Source organism: Alcaligenes sp. PF14 (assembly GCF_037150615.1).
GTDB lineage: Bacteria > Pseudomonadota > Gammaproteobacteria > Burkholderiales > Burkholderiaceae_B > Alcaligenes > Alcaligenes phenolicus.
Window position 1 is genome coordinate 263,749 of the sequence record NZ_JBAGRS010000001.1, and the last position, 16,364, is coordinate 280,112.

Consider the following 16,364-nt stretch of genomic DNA (forward strand, 5'->3'; position numbering starts at 1 on the left):
GGAGAGAATCATGAAACACGTCATTTCTATCCTTCTGGAAAACGAGCCCGGCGCACTGTCCCGTGTGGTCGGCCTGTTTTCGGCCCGTGGCTATAACATCGAGACCTTGACGGTTGCTCCAACCGAGGACGACACCCTGTCTCGCATGACTATCGTTACCCGAGGGGCGGACGACGTCATCGAGCAGATCACCAAACACTTGAACCGTCTGGTTGACGTGGTCAAGGTGGTGGATCTGTCCGAAGGCCCACACATCGAGCGTGAACTCATGCTGATCAAAGTGCGGGCGGTGGGCAAGGAACGTGAAGAGATGAAGCGCATGGCGGATATTTTCCGCGGTCGCATCATTGATGTTACGGACAAGACATACACCATCGAATTGACCGGTGTTCAAGACAAAATTGCTGCTTTCATCAATGCGCTGGATCGTACGGCCATTCTTGAAACAGTGCGCACCGGGGTCTCTGGTGTCAGCCGTGGCGAACGAGTCTTAAAGCTGTAAGCCAAGGCTTTTTCAGGACATAATTACCGCTTTTATTCAAGGAGCTGCTTTTCAAGGCAGCTCCTTATAAAGGGTAAACACGGCCTGACGCTGTGTAGACCGCGGTGGCCCTGTTCTGAAAGTAATGAGTCAAGGTCCTTTTTGTGCCGCTGCTGCATGAGCGGCCATTCTCGAATTGCTGTTTAAGCGAAATTATTAAATTTGGAGCACCTGAAATGAAAGTTTTCTACGACAAGGATTGTGATCTTTCCCTGATCAAAGGCAAGACCGTTGCCATCATCGGTTACGGCTCGCAAGGCCACGCTCACGCCCTGAATCTGCACGAGTCCGGCGTTAACGTGGTTGTTGGTCTGCGCAAAGGCGGCGCTTCCTGGAGCAAAGCCGAGAACGCTGGCCTGAAAGTTCAGGAAGTGGCTGAAGCCGTCAAGAGCGCTGATGTCGTCATGATCTTGTTGCCTGACGAAAACATTGCTGAGGTTTACCGCAACCAGGTTGCTGAAAACATCAAGCCCGGCGCCGCTCTGGCATTTGCTCACGGCTTTAACGTTCACTACGGCCAAGTTGTGCCACGTGACGATATCGACGTCATCATGATTGCTCCCAAGGCTCCTGGTCACACTGTGCGTGGCACCTACAGCCAAGGCGGCGGCGTTCCTCACCTGATCGCTGTTTACCAGGACAAGACCGGCGCTGCTCGCGACGTGGCTCTGTCTTACGCATCGGCTAACGGCGGTGGCCGTGCCGGTATCATCGAAACTAACTTCCGCGAAGAAACCGAAACCGACTTGTTCGGTGAACAGGCTGTTCTGTGCGGTGGTGCGGTTGAGCTGATCAAGGCTGGTTTCGACACGCTGGTTGAGGCTGGTTACGCTCCTGAAATGGCTTACTTCGAGTGCTTGCACGAACTGAAGTTGATCGTGGACCTGATCTACGAAGGCGGTATCGCCAACATGAACTACTCGATCTCCAACAACGCCGAATACGGCGAATACGAGACCGGTCCGAAGATTGTTACCGACGAAACCCGCAAAGCCATGCGCCAGTGCCTGGAAGACATCCAGACCGGCGTGTACGCCAAGAACTTCATCCTGGAAAACGCCGCAGGCGCTCCTACCCTGATCTCGCGTCGTCGTATCAACGCCGAATCGCAGATCGAGCAAGTGGGTAGCAAGCTGCGCTCCATGATGCCTTGGATCGCCGCTAACAAGCTGGTCGACAAGTCCAAGAACTAAGTTTGATATCGGGGCAACCTCATAAGCTGCCCTGGTCTTGAGCCTGAACCGGCTGACGTCTTGCGGCGTTAGCCGGTTTTTTTATTGCTGCAAGAATTTGGCTTTCAGCGGCGCCTCTGCTGGGGCTAAAAAAAGGATGGAAGCGCCTTGTTTTCGTCTTATAGCCGTATCGGTGAGGGCGCGATAAAATGCAGTGCTTGGTTTGACCATCGTGCCCCTGTTGGGGTGGTGCGCAAGCGAGTTCGATAAAATCTACTGTTTATCCATGAACTCCCTGGCCGCAGGCCTCTTGGTCATTTCTGTTCGCTCTGGCTTATATATGCTGGAATTATTTGCACTCTGTAGCCTTGGGGACAATGCTACATTCGAGTGTTCAGTCCTTAGCAACAACTCTTAAAGCATAAATTATGCCCAATTTGCTCAATGATGAAACCCGTCGTCGGCGTAGCATCTATCTTCTGCCCAACGCATTTACGACCGCCAATCTGTTCGCGGGTTTTTATGCCGTTGTGCAGGCCATGAATGGCCGCTTTGAGGCGGCAGCCATCGCCATTTTCCTGGCGCTGGTGTTTGATGGTATGGACGGGCGGGTTGCTCGTTTGACCAATACTCAGTCCGCCTTTGGCGAGCAGTACGACTCCATGGCCGACATGATCTCCTTTGGTGCAGCGCCCGCGCTGGTCATGTACGTCTGGGCCATGCAGGGATTGGGCCGCTGGGGCTGGTTGGCTTCCTTTATTTACGTAGCTGGTGGTGCGCTGCGCCTGGCCCGCTTCAATACCAATATTGAAGTGGTCGACAAGCGCTTTTTCCAAGGCTTGCCCAGCCCGGCAGCCGCTGCGCTGGTCGCTGGCTTTGTCTGGCTGGCGGTGGACAACAAGCTGTCTCTGCAAGTGAATGTGATTCCCTGGGTTGCCTTTGGTTTGACCATTTATGCCGGCCTGGCCATGGTCTCCAACGCGCCGTTCTACAGCGGCAAGTCCTTTGCGATCAGACGTAGCGTGCCATTTTGGGTCATGCTGCTTTTTGTGCTGGTCTTCGTGTTTGTCTCTACGGATCCGCCGGTCTTCCTGTTTGGCCTGTTCTGCCTGTATGGCTTGTCGGGCTGGTTTGTGATGGCCTGGCGCTGGCGTCGAGCCCGTGCTTTGGCACGACTTCGGCGTGGAAACAACTAAAATCCCCGGCTTTGGCAGGCGAGCAGGCCGAAATGCTTAACGCCTTGTCCGGTTTTTCGTTATAATCGTTTGCTTGCACTTGGCCTGATGGGCCCGGTGCACTCAATCTCATTTTCAACACGTTAGGGCACCTCGGTCCTAACGCAAGTCTTAGAGGCTAAATAAAATGGCAGTTGCAGATATCAAAAAAGTCGATATCGTTTCCGAGTTTCAGCGTAAACAAGGCGATACAGGCTCCCCAGAAGTGCAAGTGGCTTTGCTGACCGCTCGCATCAACGAATTGACCGGCCACTTCAAGGCTCACAACAAAGATCACCACTCCCGTCGTGGTCTGTTGCGCATGGTTAGCCGTCGTCGCAAATTGCTGGATTACCTGAAAGGTCGTAATCCAGACGCTTACCGTGCTTTGATCGAAAAACTCGGTCTGCGTAAGTGATACCGGGGCTGGCTCCCCGCTAAACAACCGTGCATTCGGCGAACTGGTTTCGCTGTGTGCACGGTTTTTTTATTGTAAGGATTCTCCTAATGTTCAATAAAGTCACCAAGTCTTTCCAGTACGGCGAACATACCGTCGTTCTGGAAACCGGCGAAATCGCACGTCAGGCGTCAGGTGCCGTGCTGGTTTCGATTGAAGACACTGTTGTGTTGGCCACTGTTGTTGGCAAAAGCGAAGCGAAAGCAGGTCAGGACTTCTTCCCGCTGACCGTTGATTACGTCGAAAAAACCTACTCCGCTGGCAAGATCCCTGGTGGTTTCTTCAAGCGTGAAGGCCGCCAATCCGAGCGCGAGATCCTGATCTCCCGCCTGATCGACCGTCCACTGCGTCCTCTGTTTCCTGAAGGCTTCTACAACGAAGTTCAGGTCATCATTCACACGGTATCGGTCAACCCTGAAATTGATCCTGATATCGCTGCCATGATCGGCGCCTCGGCTGCCCTGGCTATTTCCGGCATTCCTTTCAACGGTCCTGTGGGCGCTGCCCGTGTGGGTTACATTGATGGTCAGTACGTGCTGAACCCATCCGCTACTCAGCTGAAATCTTCGGCTCTGGATCTGGTTGTGGCTGGTACCGAGCAGGCTGTGCTGATGGTTGAGTCTGAAGCCAAGCAATTGTCCGAAGAAGTCATGCTGGGTGGTGTGGTGTTTGCTCACGAGCAAATGCAAGCAGCCATCAACTGCATTCATGAACTGGTTGAAGAAGCTGGCAAGCCGGAGTGGGATTGGCAGCCTGCTGCTGTTAATGAAAGCCTGTTGGCTGCGGTAACCGCTGCTGCCGAAGAGGGTCTGACACAGGCCTACCAGACTCGCGAAAAACAAGCTCGTACCGAGCAAGTGCGCGCTGTTTACGCTCAGGTTAAAGAAACGGTCAAGGCTCAGGCTGAAGCCGCCGGTCAGGATCAGCCTGATATGGTTGCCGTCGAAAACATGATGTTCGACCTGGAAAGCAAGATCGTGCGTTCGCGTATCTTGAGCGGCGAGTCCCGTATTGATGGTCGTGACACCCGTACCGTTCGTCCTATCAGCATCCGTCTGGGCGTTCTGCCCCGTGCTCACGGTAGCGCCTTGTTCACGCGTGGCGAAACTCAGGCATTGGTGGTCACCACTCTGGGTACCAAGCAAGACGAGCAGATCATTGATTCGATTATGGGCGAGTACCGCGATCGCTTCATGATGCACTACAACATGCCTCCATTCGCCACTGGTGAAGCTGGCCGTTTCGGCGCTCCCAAGCGTCGTGAAATCGGTCACGGTCGTCTGGCCAAGCGTGCTTTGACTCCCTTGCTGCCAGCCGCTGAAGATTTCCAGTACTCCATCCGCGTGGTGTCCGAGATTACTGAATCCAACGGTTCCTCCTCCATGGCATCGGTGTGTGGTGGCTCCCTGTCCATGATGGACGCTGGTGTGCCTGTGCAGGATCACGTGGCTGGTGTGGCCATGGGTCTGATCAAGGAAGGCAACAAGTTTGCTGTGCTGACCGACATTCTGGGTGACGAAGATCACCTGGGCGATATGGATTTCAAGGTTGCCGGTACCGAGAAAGGTATTACTGCTTTGCAGATGGACATCAAGATCCAGGGCATCACCAAGGAAATCATGCAGGTTGCATTGGCTCAGGCTCACGAAGGCCGTATGCACATCCTGGGCAAGATGAAAGAGTCCATCGACGGTTCCCGTACCGAGATGTCCGAATTCGCGCCTCGCATGCTGACCGTGAAGATCAATCCCGAGAAGATTCGTGACGTGATTGGTAAGGGTGGTGCAACCATCCGTGCCCTGACCGAAGAAACCGGTACACAGATCGATATTTCGGATGACGGCACCATCACGATCGCCAGCGCCGATCTGGACAAGGCCCGCGAAGCCGAGCGCCGTATTAAAGAGCTGACCGCTGAAGTGGAAGTGGGTCAGGAATACGAAGGTCCTGTGATGCGTTTGCTGGACTTTGGCGCGATTGTGCAAGTGCTGCCAGGCCGTGACGGCTTGCTGCATATCTCCGAGATTGCCAACTACCGTATCGCCAACATCAATGACGTGCTGAAAGTGGGTCAGGTTGTTAAGGTCAAGGTCATCGAGGCTGACGAGAAAGGTCGTCTGCGTCTGTCGATCAAGGCTATTGGCGGTATCGAGGCTCAAGGCGGTCCAGCTGCTCCTGCTGCTTCCTGATAGCGTTTGCAGTCTGCTTGAAGAAAAACCCGCCGAAAGGCGGGTTTTTTGCGTTCGGCTGCTTTTTGGGAGCGTGGCTGCGTATCGGCTTGTGCCAAGAGCTGGAGGATAATCTGTTGGTGCTGTACCTGTACCTGTACCTGTACCTGTACCTGTACCTGTACCTGTACCTGTGCTTGTTATGCCTGTGGTTTCAGCCGTAGCCTTAGTTGTAGTTGTAGTTGTAGTTGTAGTTGTAGTTGTAGTTGTAGTTGTAGTTATGGCTGTGACTGTGAATGTAACTGTGACTTTGCTTGTTGTTGGTTCGCTATTTTTGATCTGTTTGCTTCTTGGGAGCAGTTTCGGTCCTGGAGGAGCTGGAGAGGCTTTACTTACGGAGCGGGGGGTAAACAGTCGGTCAGGTTCAGGTGGTGCTTGCGGGGTGATGGCTTGGATTGGGTTTTCAGGCAGGACGCAAAAAAGCCCGCTTTGAAGCGAGCTTTCTTGATTGGTACTTATTTGTCACGAGCGAATAAAAACCGAGGTTTTTATGGTGGGCAAAGAGATCTGCCTGCTATCGTGAATATTTGGTGCATCCAGCCGGAATCGAACCGGCACGATCAAAGATCGAGGGATTTTAAGTCCCTTGCGTCTACCAATTCCGCCATGGATGCAGCGGGAGATGATGGCGGAAGCGGTGAGATTCGAACTCACGGATGGGTTACCCCATCGCCGGTTTTCAAGACCGGTCCATTCAACCGCTCTGGCACGCTTCCTGTCTGTTGGGCTTTTCTTCCTGATAAGTCACATGCACAAAAAAGCACGGAGGCCAGGAAAGCCTTAAAGTGTAACGTATAAATTTGCTAGCGTCATCGAAATAATCTGTTTTCATGGCTGGAATAGGGCGTTGATGCCAGTGCCTGTGATAGATTGCAGCAGGTAAGGCGGCTGCTTATGGTTTGTGCTTGCAGCCGCGCTGGAAAAATAGTCTAGATATCAGGGAGTAGGTATGCGAGCTGTTGAAATTACCGAGTTTGGAAAGCCGGAAGTGTTGCGAGTGGGCGAGCGCCCCATGCCACAAACAGGTCCTGGTGAAGTGCTGGTCAAGGTGCTGGCGGCGGGCGTGAACCGTCCGGATGTCTTGCAACGAGCAGGCGCTTACCCGCCACCGGCTGGTGCCTCTGATATTCCCGGCCTGGAACTGGCCGGTGAAATCGTATCGGGCGATGTGCAGGGCAGTGGGTTCAAGATTGGGGATCAGGTCTGTGCGTTGGTCACTGGTGGTGGCTATGCCGAATATTGTGTGGTGCCAGTACAGCAGTGCTTGCCTATTCCTGCGGGTTTCAGCTTGCTGGAGGCGGCGGGGCTGCCAGAAACTTTCTTCACTGTCTGGAGCAATGTGTTCGACCGTGGTCAGTTGAGCAAGGGTGAAACCCTGCTGGTTCATGGCGGTGCAAGCGGAATTGGAACAACAGCTATCCAGTTGGCGGTGGCTTTGGGGCATACGGTATATGCCACGGCAGGCAGTGATGAACGCGTGGAGGCCATTAATCGCTTGGGCGGGATCGGCATCAACTATAAAACCGAAGTTTACGAAGACGTCATCAAAAGCAAAACAGGCGGCCGTGGTGTTGATGTGATTCTGGATATGGTCTCTGGCGACTACATCAACCGGGATTTGACGTGTCTGGCCGATGACGGCCGTATCGTCATTATTGCTTTGCTAGGTGGGGTGAAGGCCACGATTAATTGTGGGGAGATTCTGCGTCGTCGCCTGACTATTACCGGCTCAACCTTGCGGTCCCGCTCTGTCGAGTTCAAGGCGCAACTGGCGCAGGCTCTGAAAGAGCGTGTCTGGCCTTTGCTGGAAGCAGGGCAGGTACGTCCCTTGATTCATGCCACTTTCCCCTTGGAAAAGGCGAGCGAAGCGCATGCCATGATGGAGGCGGGTGAGCAGGTGGGCAAGATCATTCTTGTTCCATAAAAGCAGCAAGGGTGGCATAGCCACCCTTTTTCTTGCCGTTCTGAAACGAATTTTCTGTCAAATATGCGCGAAATGGATTAGCACGCGCTACAATAGCCGGTTAGCTGCGCCTTGATTGTGGGCGTTGGTGTAACTTTTTGACTGGCATCAAGGGAGCAATGAGCGTACATTCTTCGCGTAAACGACTGGTTGCGGGTAATTGGAAATTAAATGGCTCGCTTGATGGCAACAGCCGTCTGCTGCAAGAACTGCTCGTTCAGCCTGGTGTGCAGGCAGATTGTGATGTGCTTGTATGCGTTCCTTATGTGTATTTGCCTCAGGTGGCAGGTGTCTTGAAAGATTCGACCATAGCGGTCGGTGCTCAAGATGTCAGTGTCCACGCCAAGGGTGCATACACTGGGGAAATCTCGGCGGCAATGCTGGCTGATATCGGCTGTCGCTGGGTGATTGTCGGGCATTCCGAACGCCGTCAGTATCACCAGGAAAGTAGCGCTCAGGTTGCCGCCAAAGTTGTTGCGGCACTGGATGCGGGCTTGACGCCTATTGTCTGTATTGGCGAGCAGTTGGCCGATCGTGAGGCGGGGCAGGAAACCTGTGTGGTGCAAGATCAGCTTGAACCCATTAAGGCTCTTGGGGCTGAAGTGGTATCCAAACTGGTCCTGGCGTATGAGCCGGTCTGGGCTATTGGTACGGGCCTGACTGCAACGCCGGAGCAAGCGCAGCAAATGCATCAACAGATTCGTGCCTATATGGAGTCGGATCAGTTGCGTATTTTGTACGGTGGCAGCGTGAAGGCGGATAATGCCGCCGAGCTGTTCGCCATGCCGGATATTGATGGTGCCTTGGTGGGTGGTGCATCTTTGGATGCGCAAGAATTTTTACGTATTGTGGCCGCTTAAAGGGTCTGGAGTCTTTAAATGCAAGATTGGATGTCTTCCGTTCTGATGGCGGTGCAGGTTATCTCCTCGCTGTTGATTATTGGTCTGGTTCTGCTGCAGCAAGGCAAGGGCGCTGATATGGGCTCGGCCTTTGGTGGCGGCTCGGCAGGGAGTGTGTTTGGTGCGGCAGGTGCGGCGAACTTTTTGTCGCGCATGACCAAATGGGCGGCAATCGTCTTTTTTGTGTCCACCGGTGGTTTGGCTTGGGTTGCTCATCATCCTGCGCAGAAAGTAGATGCGGGGGTGATGCAAGGTTACGAATCGTCTGTTCCTGGCGCAGCTCCATCGGGTGCAGCTTCGGTTCCGGCCCCTGACGCTTCTGTGCCAGCTGCAGTTCCTTCGGCAACTCCTGAGCAAAGCGCTCCTGCGGTTCCTGCTGCTGAGTAAGTTCGATCTGTTTGGGAGTTCAATGCTGCTCTATATATAGAAGGCGGTAAAGATCACAAGCAGGATCGGAAAATACGATATCAAAGCCCGCCTCTAATGGCGGGCTTTGTCTATTTGGCGTTGTTTGTGTGGAATATGCCTGTGTACGTGCTTTTTTAGGTGTTTTGGGCTGTTTTGTACTGACAGCTTTACTTTCGTCATGCTAATATCGCTGTCTTGATTGCTTGCCGACGTGGTGGAATTGGTAGACACGCTATCTTGAGGGGGTAGTGGCGAAAGCTGTACGAGTTCGAGTCTCGTCGTCGGCACCAAACAAAAAGTTGAAAAGTTCTGCGATTGCGGAGCCTGGAAATAAAACCTGATCCTGACAAAGGGCAGGTTTTTTTTTGCCATTTTTTGGGCGTTTTACCGTCTTGTGTAAATTGCTTGTGTTGTGATTTTCAAGACTTGGTCTTGATTGTCTGAAAAGTGATTGAACCGGGTCAGTGAATGCTGAATCCCATGTTGCTGTGAATTCCCATAATGTGGGAATTTATCAAATGGATTGAGTGGCCGGCTTTGGCTCTCGATAGGCTGGGGTCGGCGATCTTGTCTTTTTCGGTGCTGATTTCATTTTTTGCCTTATTTGCAGAAAACCAGCATTAGCAACCGATTGCTCGGATCACTTAAAGCAAGTTCTTAAGAAGATTCCGGCTTTAGCCTGCTAATTGTCGTGCTTGTTCAAGGCGGCATGGAAAGCGGCTTCAAGTGGGTTTTTGTTGTGTATAGCCAACAAGCTGTGCACAAAGATTCACGTTTCCGAAGGGTTTCGTAGTCAAGCGACGGGAATTTTGATGCAATAGCGTTAACTTCCCATCGCGGAGTTAGAAAGAGCAGCAGCACTGTTGTAGTTGGGCTGCTCTGATTTACTCAAATCTACGGAGATTTCTTACATGAAAAAGACTCTGCTCGCTGCTGCTCTGATGGCCGGCTTCGCTGGCGTCGCACACGCAGAAACGTCTGTCACCCTGTACGGTATTCTGGACGGTGGTATCGGTTACCAAAAATTCAAAGCTACTGAGGACTACACCTCCAACGGTAACGGTGGTTCTTACGAACAGAAGAAAACCGGTATGATCAACGGCATCCAGTCGGGCAACCGCTGGGGTCTGAAAGGTTCCGAAGATCTGGGCGATGGCCTGCGCGCTGTATTCCAACTGGAAAGCGGCTTTGACCTGTCCACCGGTAAATCCGCTCAAGGTGGCCGTCTGTTCGGTCGTCACGCCACTCTGGGTCTGGCTGGTGACAGCTGGGGTCAATTGGACTTCGGTCGTCAAACTAATATCGCCTCCAAGTACTTGCCAGGCGTAGCCGATCCTTTCGGCGGTGGTTTCGACCAAGCTAACATTGGTGGTGCTTTCACAGCCGCTAACACCACTCGTTACGACAACATGGTCATGTACCAAACCCCTAACTTCTCCGGCTTCCAGTTCGGCGTTGGTTACTCTTTCAACACTGATGGCTCTCAAGTCGCTAAGATTAACGAAGTTAACAACATTAATGATGGTCTGGAGCGCAACCAGCGCGCCGTGACCACCGGTCTGCGTTACGTTAACGGTCCTATCGGTGTTGCTCTGACATACGATCAGTACAAAACTGCTGAAAGCCGTGCTGTTGTGAATGGTCCAGTGAGCGGTGGTGACACTGTTAAGTCCTGGAACATCGGTGGTAGCTACGACTTTGAAGTTGTGAAGGCTTACTTGGCTTTCGGTCAAACCCGTGACGGTTTGTTCGCTGCTCAGTCCTACAGCGGTTTTGGCTTGGGTGATGTGCTGGATGCTTACAACAATCCTAGCCTGGACGGCTTGAAAGTTAACTCCTACTTGGTCGGTTTGTCCGCTCCAGTGGGTGCCGGTACTGTGATGGGTTCCTGGACAATGGCTGATCCTCGTTCGGCTCCAGATGTTTTGGCTAATTCCAACCTGTCGTGGGAAATGAAGAAACAGCACACGTTCAGCCTGGGTTACAGCCACCCACTGAGCAAGCGCACGAACGTGTACGCCATCGGCTCCTACGCCAAGAACGTGTACTTCCTGCCTGATGCTAAGTCGACTCTGATCGGCGTCGGTCTGCGTCACCAGTTCTAATCGTTTCGCGTAGCTTGTCTACGCGTTGCGAAGGGCAAATCTCCGGACTTGCCTGAACTGTAGAAGTATAAAAAGCCATCCTTCGGGATGGCTTTTTTATTGTCTACTGCTTTTTTGAGGCCTCTGCTTAAGTCCGTTTGGGCTATAGAGGCTTTATTGGGTTTTGTCGCTCGTGTTTATGGGTTCGTTGGTATGTGTTGGCTATTGGTGTAAGGTCCGTGAGTTTCCTGGGGTGGTGCTCTGTTGTTGTGGTGTGGGGTCTGGGGCCGGAGCTGGGGTGCGTGCTAAACCCTTCTAACGACCATTGCGACTACTTGGTCTTGTTTGGCTTGCTTACAAAATAAGCAGGAAAAATCATTTTCTTCTGTTTGGTGGCTGACATTTACCTTACAAAAACGAGTAAGATATTTGATTGAGGTCTACAATCACAACCCTTAATAGAATAAATAATCAATAGTTGAAGGGTTTTTGGTCAGGTAGCTGACAGTTTTTGCGGCATGGGTGCAACACCCTTGCATAGATGTAATGGTTTGGGGTTATCCCCCAAAACTGTGCTCTCAAAATGCTACAATCCAAGAGTTTATTTACTGCGATTGGATGCTTTGCATGAACCTGCAAGAGTACTTTCCCGTTTTGCTATTTATCATCGTCGCCACTGGGATTGGCCTGGCTCTACTTTTAGTCGGTCGAGTGCTCGGTCCAAACCGGCCCGATGCTGAAAAGCTCTCTCCTTACGAATGCGGTTTTGAAGCATTCGGTGATTCGCGCATGAAGGTGGACATTCGTTACTACCTGATCGCGATTCTGTTCATCATGTTCGATCTGGAAATCGCTTTTCTGTTTCCCTGGGCCATGGCCAATGGAACAGTAGGCCTGGTCGGTTTCTGGACCGTTATGGCGTTCCTGGCCGTTTTGACGGTCGGTTTTATCTACGAATGGAAAAAAGGCGCTCTGGACTGGGAGTAAACCCATCCATAGAGAACCCTGCTAGGGGTTTTCGCGTCTGCTGCTGGGCATAAGGGGCACGAGGATGCGTCTTGATGACAGCGGGTTTGGTCAGCAACAGGATAGGCCGGGGCTTCCCAGGGTCTGATCCGGCAAAAGGCAACTACTATGGCTATCGACGGCATTCTCAAAGAAGGTTTTGTGACGACCAGTGCAGACAAGTTTCTGAACTGGGCAAAAACAGGGTCCATGTGGCCCATGACATTTGGTCTGGCCTGTTGTGCAGTGGAAATGATGCACGCTGGTGCAGCTCGTTATGATCTGGACCAATTCGGCATTATTTTCCGTCCCAGCCCACGTCAATCTGACTTGATGATTGTGGCGGGCACCCTGTGCAACAAGATGGCACCCGCCTTGCGTAAGGTGTACGACCAGATGGCCGAGCCACGCTGGGTCGTTTCCATGGGCTCCTGTGCCAACGGTGGCGGTTACTACCACTACTCCTACTCGGTCGTTCGCGGCTGTGATCGCATCGTGCCGGTAGATGTGTATGTGCCAGGCTGCCCTCCGACTGCTGAGGCTTTGGTTTACGGCTTGCTGCAGATGCAGAACAAGATCCGTTTGACCAATACCATCGCACGCTGAACGGTTAGAACAGGCTAAACAAGACTATGACACGGCTAGAAACTTTAAAAACCAACTTGCTCTCTATCCTTGGCGAGCAGGCTGCGTTGACGCAAGCGCGCAATGAACTCACTTTGGAAGTGCCCGCTGATGCATGGGTCGACACTTGCACATTGCTTCGCGACCACGCTGATCTGCGCTTTGAGACCTGTATCGACTTGTGCGGGATTGATTATTCCGCCTGGAAAGCGCCTACCTATCAGGCTGCATCGGCTCAGTTTCCCCATCGCTTTGCCGTCGTACTGCACCTGATGTCCTTGAAGCACAACTGGCGCCTGCGTGTGCGCTGCTTTGTGCCCAACGACGATTTCCCCACTTTGCCAACCCTGTTCGAGGTCTGGCCGTCGGTGAACTGGTTCGAGCGCGAGGCGTTTGACCTGTACGGCATTATTTTCGAGAACCACCCTGATCTGCGTCGCATCCTGACCGACTATGGTTTTATCGGTCATCCGTTCCGCAAAGACTTCCCCATCTCCGGCTACGTCGAAATGCGCTATGACACCGAGCAGAAGCGGGTCATTTACCAGCCCGTCACCATCGAGCCGCGTGAAATCACGCCACGAGTGGTGCGCGAGGACGATTACGGAATTGGGCGATAAGCATCATGGCAGAAATTCAAAACTACACCCTGAACTTTGGTCCTCAGCACCCAGCCGCACACGGTGTGTTGCGTTTGGTGCTTGAGCTGGACGGCGAAGTCATTCAGCGTGCTGACCCCCATATTGGTCTGTTGCATCGTGCCACCGAAAAGCTGGCTGAGCACCGCACTTTCCTGCAAACCCTGCCATACATGGATCGTCTGGACTATGTGTCCATGATGGTCAACGAGCACGCTTACTGTATGGCCGTGGAGCGTCTGGTCGGTGTTGAGGTGCCGTTGCGTGCTCAATACATCCGCGTCATGTTTGACGAGATTACCCGCATCCTGAACCACCTGATGTCGGTCGGTTCGCATGCGCTGGACGTGGGTGCCATGGCTGTGTTCCTGTACGCCTTCCGTGAACGTGAAGACCTGATGGACTGCTACGAAGCGGTCTCCGGCGCCCGTTTGCACGCGGCCTACTACCGTCCAGGTGGCGTTTACCGCGATCTGCCCGGCACCATGCCACAGTACAAGGCCAACAAATACCGCTCCGACAAAGAACTGAAAGCCATGAACGAAGCGCGTTCGGGTTCTTTGCTGGATTTCATCGAAGACTTCACCAACCGTTTCCCCACTTGTGTTGACGAATACGAAACCCTGCTGACCGATAACCGTATCTGGAAGCAGCGTCTGGTGGGCGTGGGCGTCGTGGATCCTGATCGCGCCAAGGCGCTGGGCTTTACCGGCCCCATGCTGCGTGGTTCGGGCGTTGAGTGGGATCTGCGCAAGATGCAGCCCTACGAAGTCTATGATCGCGTCGAATTTGATATTCCTGTGGGTCGCAACGGTGACTCTTACGACCGTTACCTTGTTCGTATCGCGGAAATGCGCGAGAGCAACCGCATCATCCGTCAGTGTGTACAGTGGCTGCGCAACAACCCCGGTCCTGTCATCACGGATAACCACAAAGTGGCGCCGCCATCGCGCGAACGCATGAAAACCGGGATGGAGGACTTGATCCACCATTTCAAACTGTTCTCCGAAGGTATGCACGTGCCTACTGGCGAAGTGTATGCCGGTGTGGAGCATCCCAAGGGCGAGTTTGGCATTTATCTGGTATCTGACGGCGGTAACAAGCCTTACCGCATGAAGATCCGTGCTCCGGGCTTCGTCCACTTGCAGGCCCTCGATGAAATGAGCCGCGGTCACATGATTGCCGACGCGGTAACGATCATCGGCACGCAGGACATTGTGTTTGGCGAGATCGACCGCTAAGGTCGCGCCTGGAAAAACGGAACCGAATTATGTTGCTTTCCGAAAAAGCCTACCAACAGATAGATAAGGAACTGAGCAAGTTCCCGGCAGATCAACGTCGCTCTGCCATCATGGCCTCCCTGGCCATTGCCCAGCAGGAAAAAGGCTGGGTATCGCCAGAAATTATCGAGGATGTGGCTCAATATATTGGCGTGGAGCCTATCGCTGTGCAGGAGGTTGCGACCTTCTACAACATGTTCCACACCAAGCCCGTTGGCCGCGTCACCATTTCCGTTTGCACCAACTTGCCCTGTGCGCTGCGTGATGGCGTCAAGGCAGGCGAGTACCTGAAAGAGAAACTGGGTATCGAATACGGTGAAACCACGGCGGACGGCCAGTTCTCCCTGATCATGGGAGAGTGCATGGGTTCATGTGGTGATTCGCCCGTCATGCTGCTGAACAATCAGCATATGTGCGTGCGCATGGAAGCCGAGCGCATTGATGCCATGCTCGAAGAATTGAAGACACACGGAGAATCGGCATGATTGCACCGGACATTCTGCGCAAGTTCGCACAGGGATTGGAACCTAACCCTGGTGGCGACCTGTCGCGCAGCATGATTTTTCATGATCGTCATATTCAGCCACAGATTCTGGCTGGTTTGAACGGCGACAACTGGGGCCTGGAAGAGTACGTCAAGCGTGGTGGCTATGAAGCTCTGCGTAAAGTACTGACTACCGGCATGAAGCCCGAAGACGTGATTGCTGAAGTCAAGACTTCGGCCTTGCGCGGTCGTGGTGGTGCAGGTTTTCCATCGGGTTTGAAGTGGAGCTTCATGCCCCGCAGCTTGCCCGGACAAAAGTACCTGGTATGTAACTCCGACGAGGGCGAACCCGGCACTTTCAAAGACCGCGATATCCTGCGTTTCAACCCGCACATCGTGATCGAAGGCATGGCCATTGCAGCCTACGCCATGGGTATTACCGTGGGCTACAACTACATCCACGGTGAAGTGTTCGAAATCTATCAGCGTTTTGAAGAAGCGCTGGAACAGGCCCGTGCGGCAGGCTTTCTGGGTGACAAGATCCTGGGTTCGGATTTCAGCTTCCAGCTGCATGCGTTCCACGGTTACGGTGCCTATATTTGCGGTGAAGAAACTGCGCTGCTGGAGTCCCTGGAAGGCAAGAAGGGCCAGCCTCGCTTCAAACCACCATTCCCGGCCAGTTTTGGTCTGTACGGCAAGCCGACGACCATCAACAACACCGAAACCTTCGCGGCTGTACCCTGGATTTTGCGCAACAGCGGTCAGGAATACCTGGAAGTGGGTATCCCCAATGCGGGCGGTACCAAGATCTTCTCCATTACTGGCGACGTAGAGCGTCCCGGTAACTACGAAGTGCCTCTGGGTACGCCGTTTGCCACCTTGCTGGAATTGGCAGGCGGCATGCGCAACGGTCGCAAACTGAAAGCTGTGATCCCTGGTGGTTCCAGCTCGCCCGTTTTGCCCGCCGACATCATCATGGCGACCAACCTGGACTATGACTCCATTGCCAAGGCTGGTTCCATGCTGGGTTCGGGCGCTGTCATCGTGATGGACGAGACTCGTTGCATGGTCAAGTCCCTGCTGCGCCTGTCCTATTTTTACTATCACGAAAGCTGCGGCCAGTGCACGCCGTGCCGGGAAGGCACAGGCTGGTTGTGGCGCATGGTGCATCGTATCGAGAACGGTCAAGGTCGCCCAGAAGATCTGGACATGCTCGATGACATCGCACAGAACATCATGGGTCGCACCATTTGCGCCCTGGGTGATGCTGCTGCCATGCCGGTGCGCAGTTTCGTTAAGCATTTCCGCGACGAGTTCGCACACCACATCGAGCATAAAGGCTGTGTGGTGCCTCAATATTTGTAGGC

The 16,364-nt window shown here is 53.3% G+C and carries 16 protein-coding genes and 3 tRNA genes; 17 read left to right on the plus strand and 2 right to left on the minus strand.

All coding sequences use genetic code 11. The features are described from left to right. Positions 1-10: 10 nt before the first annotated feature. The 6 genes from ilvN to WFM49_RS01205 all read left to right on the plus strand — a co-directional run bounded on the left by ilvN (position 11) and on the right by WFM49_RS01205 (position 5,776). Complete coding sequence (gene ilvN / locus WFM49_RS01180) at positions 11-502, plus strand: acetolactate synthase small subunit (protein ID WP_003801075.1); 492 nt, start codon at positions 11-13, stop codon at positions 500-502. 215 nt (positions 503-717) lie between these two features. Continuing rightward, positions 718-1,734, plus strand: coding sequence for a ketol-acid reductoisomerase (ilvC, locus tag WFM49_RS01185; RefSeq protein WP_009456705.1), 1,017 nt, complete (start codon positions 718-720; stop codon positions 1,732-1,734). Positions 1,735-2,141: 407 nt separating this feature from the next. After that, positions 2,142-2,909, plus strand: coding sequence for a CDP-diacylglycerol--serine O-phosphatidyltransferase (pssA, locus tag WFM49_RS01190; RefSeq protein ID WP_021446892.1), 768 nt, complete (start codon positions 2,142-2,144; stop codon positions 2,907-2,909). A gap of 166 nt (positions 2,910-3,075) precedes the next feature. Further along, positions 3,076-3,345, plus strand: coding sequence for a 30S ribosomal protein S15 (gene rpsO / locus WFM49_RS01195; protein ID WP_003801068.1), 270 nt, complete (start codon positions 3,076-3,078; stop codon positions 3,343-3,345). A gap of 89 nt (positions 3,346-3,434) precedes the next feature. Continuing rightward, complete coding sequence (gene pnp, locus WFM49_RS01200) at positions 3,435-5,573, plus strand: polyribonucleotide nucleotidyltransferase (RefSeq protein WP_009456700.1); 2,139 nt, start codon at positions 3,435-3,437, stop codon at positions 5,571-5,573. A gap of 17 nt (positions 5,574-5,590) precedes the next feature. Next, a complete protein-coding gene (locus tag WFM49_RS01205) occupies positions 5,591-5,776 on the plus strand; it encodes a hypothetical protein (RefSeq protein WP_336971279.1) in 186 nt (61 codons plus the stop codon). A gap of 364 nt (positions 5,777-6,140) precedes the next feature. Here the strand turns inward: WFM49_RS01205 and WFM49_RS01210 are convergent. Together WFM49_RS01210 and WFM49_RS01215 are read right to left on the minus strand one after the other, a co-directional pair. Further along, a tRNA-Leu gene (locus tag WFM49_RS01210) sits at positions 6,141-6,226 on the minus strand. Positions 6,227-6,238: 12 nt separating this feature from the next. Beyond that, positions 6,239-6,328: transfer RNA gene (locus WFM49_RS01215), tRNA-Ser, on the minus strand. A 233-nt stretch (positions 6,329-6,561) separates the two neighbouring features. On the opposite strand from WFM49_RS01215, the gene WFM49_RS01220 reads away from it, so the two are divergent. From WFM49_RS01220 to nuoF, 11 genes are all read left to right on the plus strand, one after another. Further along, positions 6,562-7,536 (plus strand): NAD(P)H-quinone oxidoreductase, encoded by a 975-nt coding sequence (locus tag WFM49_RS01220; RefSeq protein ID WP_250755927.1) that lies wholly within the window; start codon positions 6,562-6,564, stop codon positions 7,534-7,536. Between the two features lie 158 nt (positions 7,537-7,694). Beyond that, the gene (gene tpiA / locus WFM49_RS01225; RefSeq protein ID WP_254498962.1) at positions 7,695-8,435 is read left to right on the plus strand and encodes a triose-phosphate isomerase; all 741 of its coding nucleotides are present in this window, start codon (positions 7,695-7,697) and stop codon (positions 8,433-8,435) included. A gap of 18 nt (positions 8,436-8,453) precedes the next feature. Then, on the plus strand, positions 8,454-8,861 hold the full coding sequence (gene secG, locus WFM49_RS01230; RefSeq protein WP_009456694.1) for a preprotein translocase subunit SecG: 408 nt from the start codon (positions 8,454-8,456) through the stop codon (positions 8,859-8,861). Positions 8,862-9,087: 226 nt separating this feature from the next. Next, positions 9,088-9,172, plus strand: a tRNA-Leu gene (locus WFM49_RS01235). A gap of 621 nt (positions 9,173-9,793) precedes the next feature. Further along, complete coding sequence (locus WFM49_RS01240; RefSeq protein WP_003801062.1) at positions 9,794-10,987, plus strand: porin; 1,194 nt, start codon at positions 9,794-9,796, stop codon at positions 10,985-10,987. 606 nt (positions 10,988-11,593) lie between these two features. Further along, positions 11,594-11,953 carry an NADH-quinone oxidoreductase subunit A gene (locus WFM49_RS01245; RefSeq protein ID WP_003801061.1) on the plus strand — a complete coding sequence of 120 codons (360 nt, stop codon included), beginning with the start codon at positions 11,594-11,596 and terminating at the stop codon, positions 11,951-11,953. A gap of 147 nt (positions 11,954-12,100) precedes the next feature. Then, positions 12,101-12,577, plus strand: coding sequence for a NuoB/complex I 20 kDa subunit family protein (locus WFM49_RS01250; protein WP_003801059.1), 477 nt, complete (start codon positions 12,101-12,103; stop codon positions 12,575-12,577). Between the two features lie 26 nt (positions 12,578-12,603). Continuing rightward, positions 12,604-13,215 carry an NADH-quinone oxidoreductase subunit C gene (locus WFM49_RS01255; RefSeq protein ID WP_254498963.1) on the plus strand — a complete coding sequence of 204 codons (612 nt, stop codon included), beginning with the start codon at positions 12,604-12,606 and terminating at the stop codon, positions 13,213-13,215. Between the two features lie 5 nt (positions 13,216-13,220). Beyond that, complete coding sequence (locus WFM49_RS01260; protein ID WP_009456688.1) at positions 13,221-14,474, plus strand: NADH-quinone oxidoreductase subunit D; 1,254 nt, start codon at positions 13,221-13,223, stop codon at positions 14,472-14,474. Between the two features lie 29 nt (positions 14,475-14,503). Further along, positions 14,504-14,998, plus strand: coding sequence for an NADH-quinone oxidoreductase subunit NuoE (nuoE, locus tag WFM49_RS01265; RefSeq protein ID WP_026483139.1), 495 nt, complete (start codon positions 14,504-14,506; stop codon positions 14,996-14,998). Next, entirely contained in the window at positions 14,995-16,362 is a 1,368-nt protein-coding gene (nuoF, locus tag WFM49_RS01270) for an NADH-quinone oxidoreductase subunit NuoF (RefSeq protein ID WP_336971286.1), read from the plus strand. The genes nuoE and nuoF overlap by 4 nt, the downstream gene beginning before the upstream one ends. Positions 16,363-16,364 lie beyond the last annotated feature (2 nt).

What these genes read in the sequence shown, in the direction of transcription:
- ilvN (WP_003801075.1), top strand. Translation starts at nt 11, where the DNA reads ATGAAACACGTCATTTCTATCCTTCTGGAAAACGAGCCCGGCGCACTG.
- tpiA (WP_254498962.1), top strand. Translation starts at nt 7,695, where the DNA reads ATGAGCGTACATTCTTCGCGTAAACGACTGGTTGCGGGTAATTGGAAA.
- pssA (WP_021446892.1), top strand. Translation starts at nt 2,142, where the DNA reads ATGCCCAATTTGCTCAATGATGAAACCCGTCGTCGGCGTAGCATCTAT.
- rpsO (WP_003801068.1), top strand. Translation starts at nt 3,076, where the DNA reads ATGGCAGTTGCAGATATCAAAAAAGTCGATATCGTTTCCGAGTTTCAG.
- WFM49_RS01245 (WP_003801061.1), top strand. Translation starts at nt 11,594, where the DNA reads ATGAACCTGCAAGAGTACTTTCCCGTTTTGCTATTTATCATCGTCGCC.
- ilvC (WP_009456705.1), top strand. Translation starts at nt 718, where the DNA reads ATGAAAGTTTTCTACGACAAGGATTGTGATCTTTCCCTGATCAAAGGC.
- secG (WP_009456694.1), top strand. Translation starts at nt 8,454, where the DNA reads ATGCAAGATTGGATGTCTTCCGTTCTGATGGCGGTGCAGGTTATCTCC.
- nuoF (WP_336971286.1), top strand. Translation starts at nt 14,995, where the DNA reads ATGATTGCACCGGACATTCTGCGCAAGTTCGCACAGGGATTGGAACCT.
- nuoE (WP_026483139.1), top strand. Translation starts at nt 14,504, where the DNA reads ATGTTGCTTTCCGAAAAAGCCTACCAACAGATAGATAAGGAACTGAGC.
- WFM49_RS01255 (WP_254498963.1), top strand. Translation starts at nt 12,604, where the DNA reads ATGACACGGCTAGAAACTTTAAAAACCAACTTGCTCTCTATCCTTGGC.
- WFM49_RS01220 (WP_250755927.1), top strand. Translation starts at nt 6,562, where the DNA reads ATGCGAGCTGTTGAAATTACCGAGTTTGGAAAGCCGGAAGTGTTGCGA.
- WFM49_RS01250 (WP_003801059.1), top strand. Translation starts at nt 12,101, where the DNA reads ATGGCTATCGACGGCATTCTCAAAGAAGGTTTTGTGACGACCAGTGCA.
- WFM49_RS01240 (WP_003801062.1), top strand. Translation starts at nt 9,794, where the DNA reads ATGAAAAAGACTCTGCTCGCTGCTGCTCTGATGGCCGGCTTCGCTGGC.
- pnp (WP_009456700.1), top strand. Translation starts at nt 3,435, where the DNA reads ATGTTCAATAAAGTCACCAAGTCTTTCCAGTACGGCGAACATACCGTC.
- WFM49_RS01260 (WP_009456688.1), top strand. Translation starts at nt 13,221, where the DNA reads ATGGCAGAAATTCAAAACTACACCCTGAACTTTGGTCCTCAGCACCCA.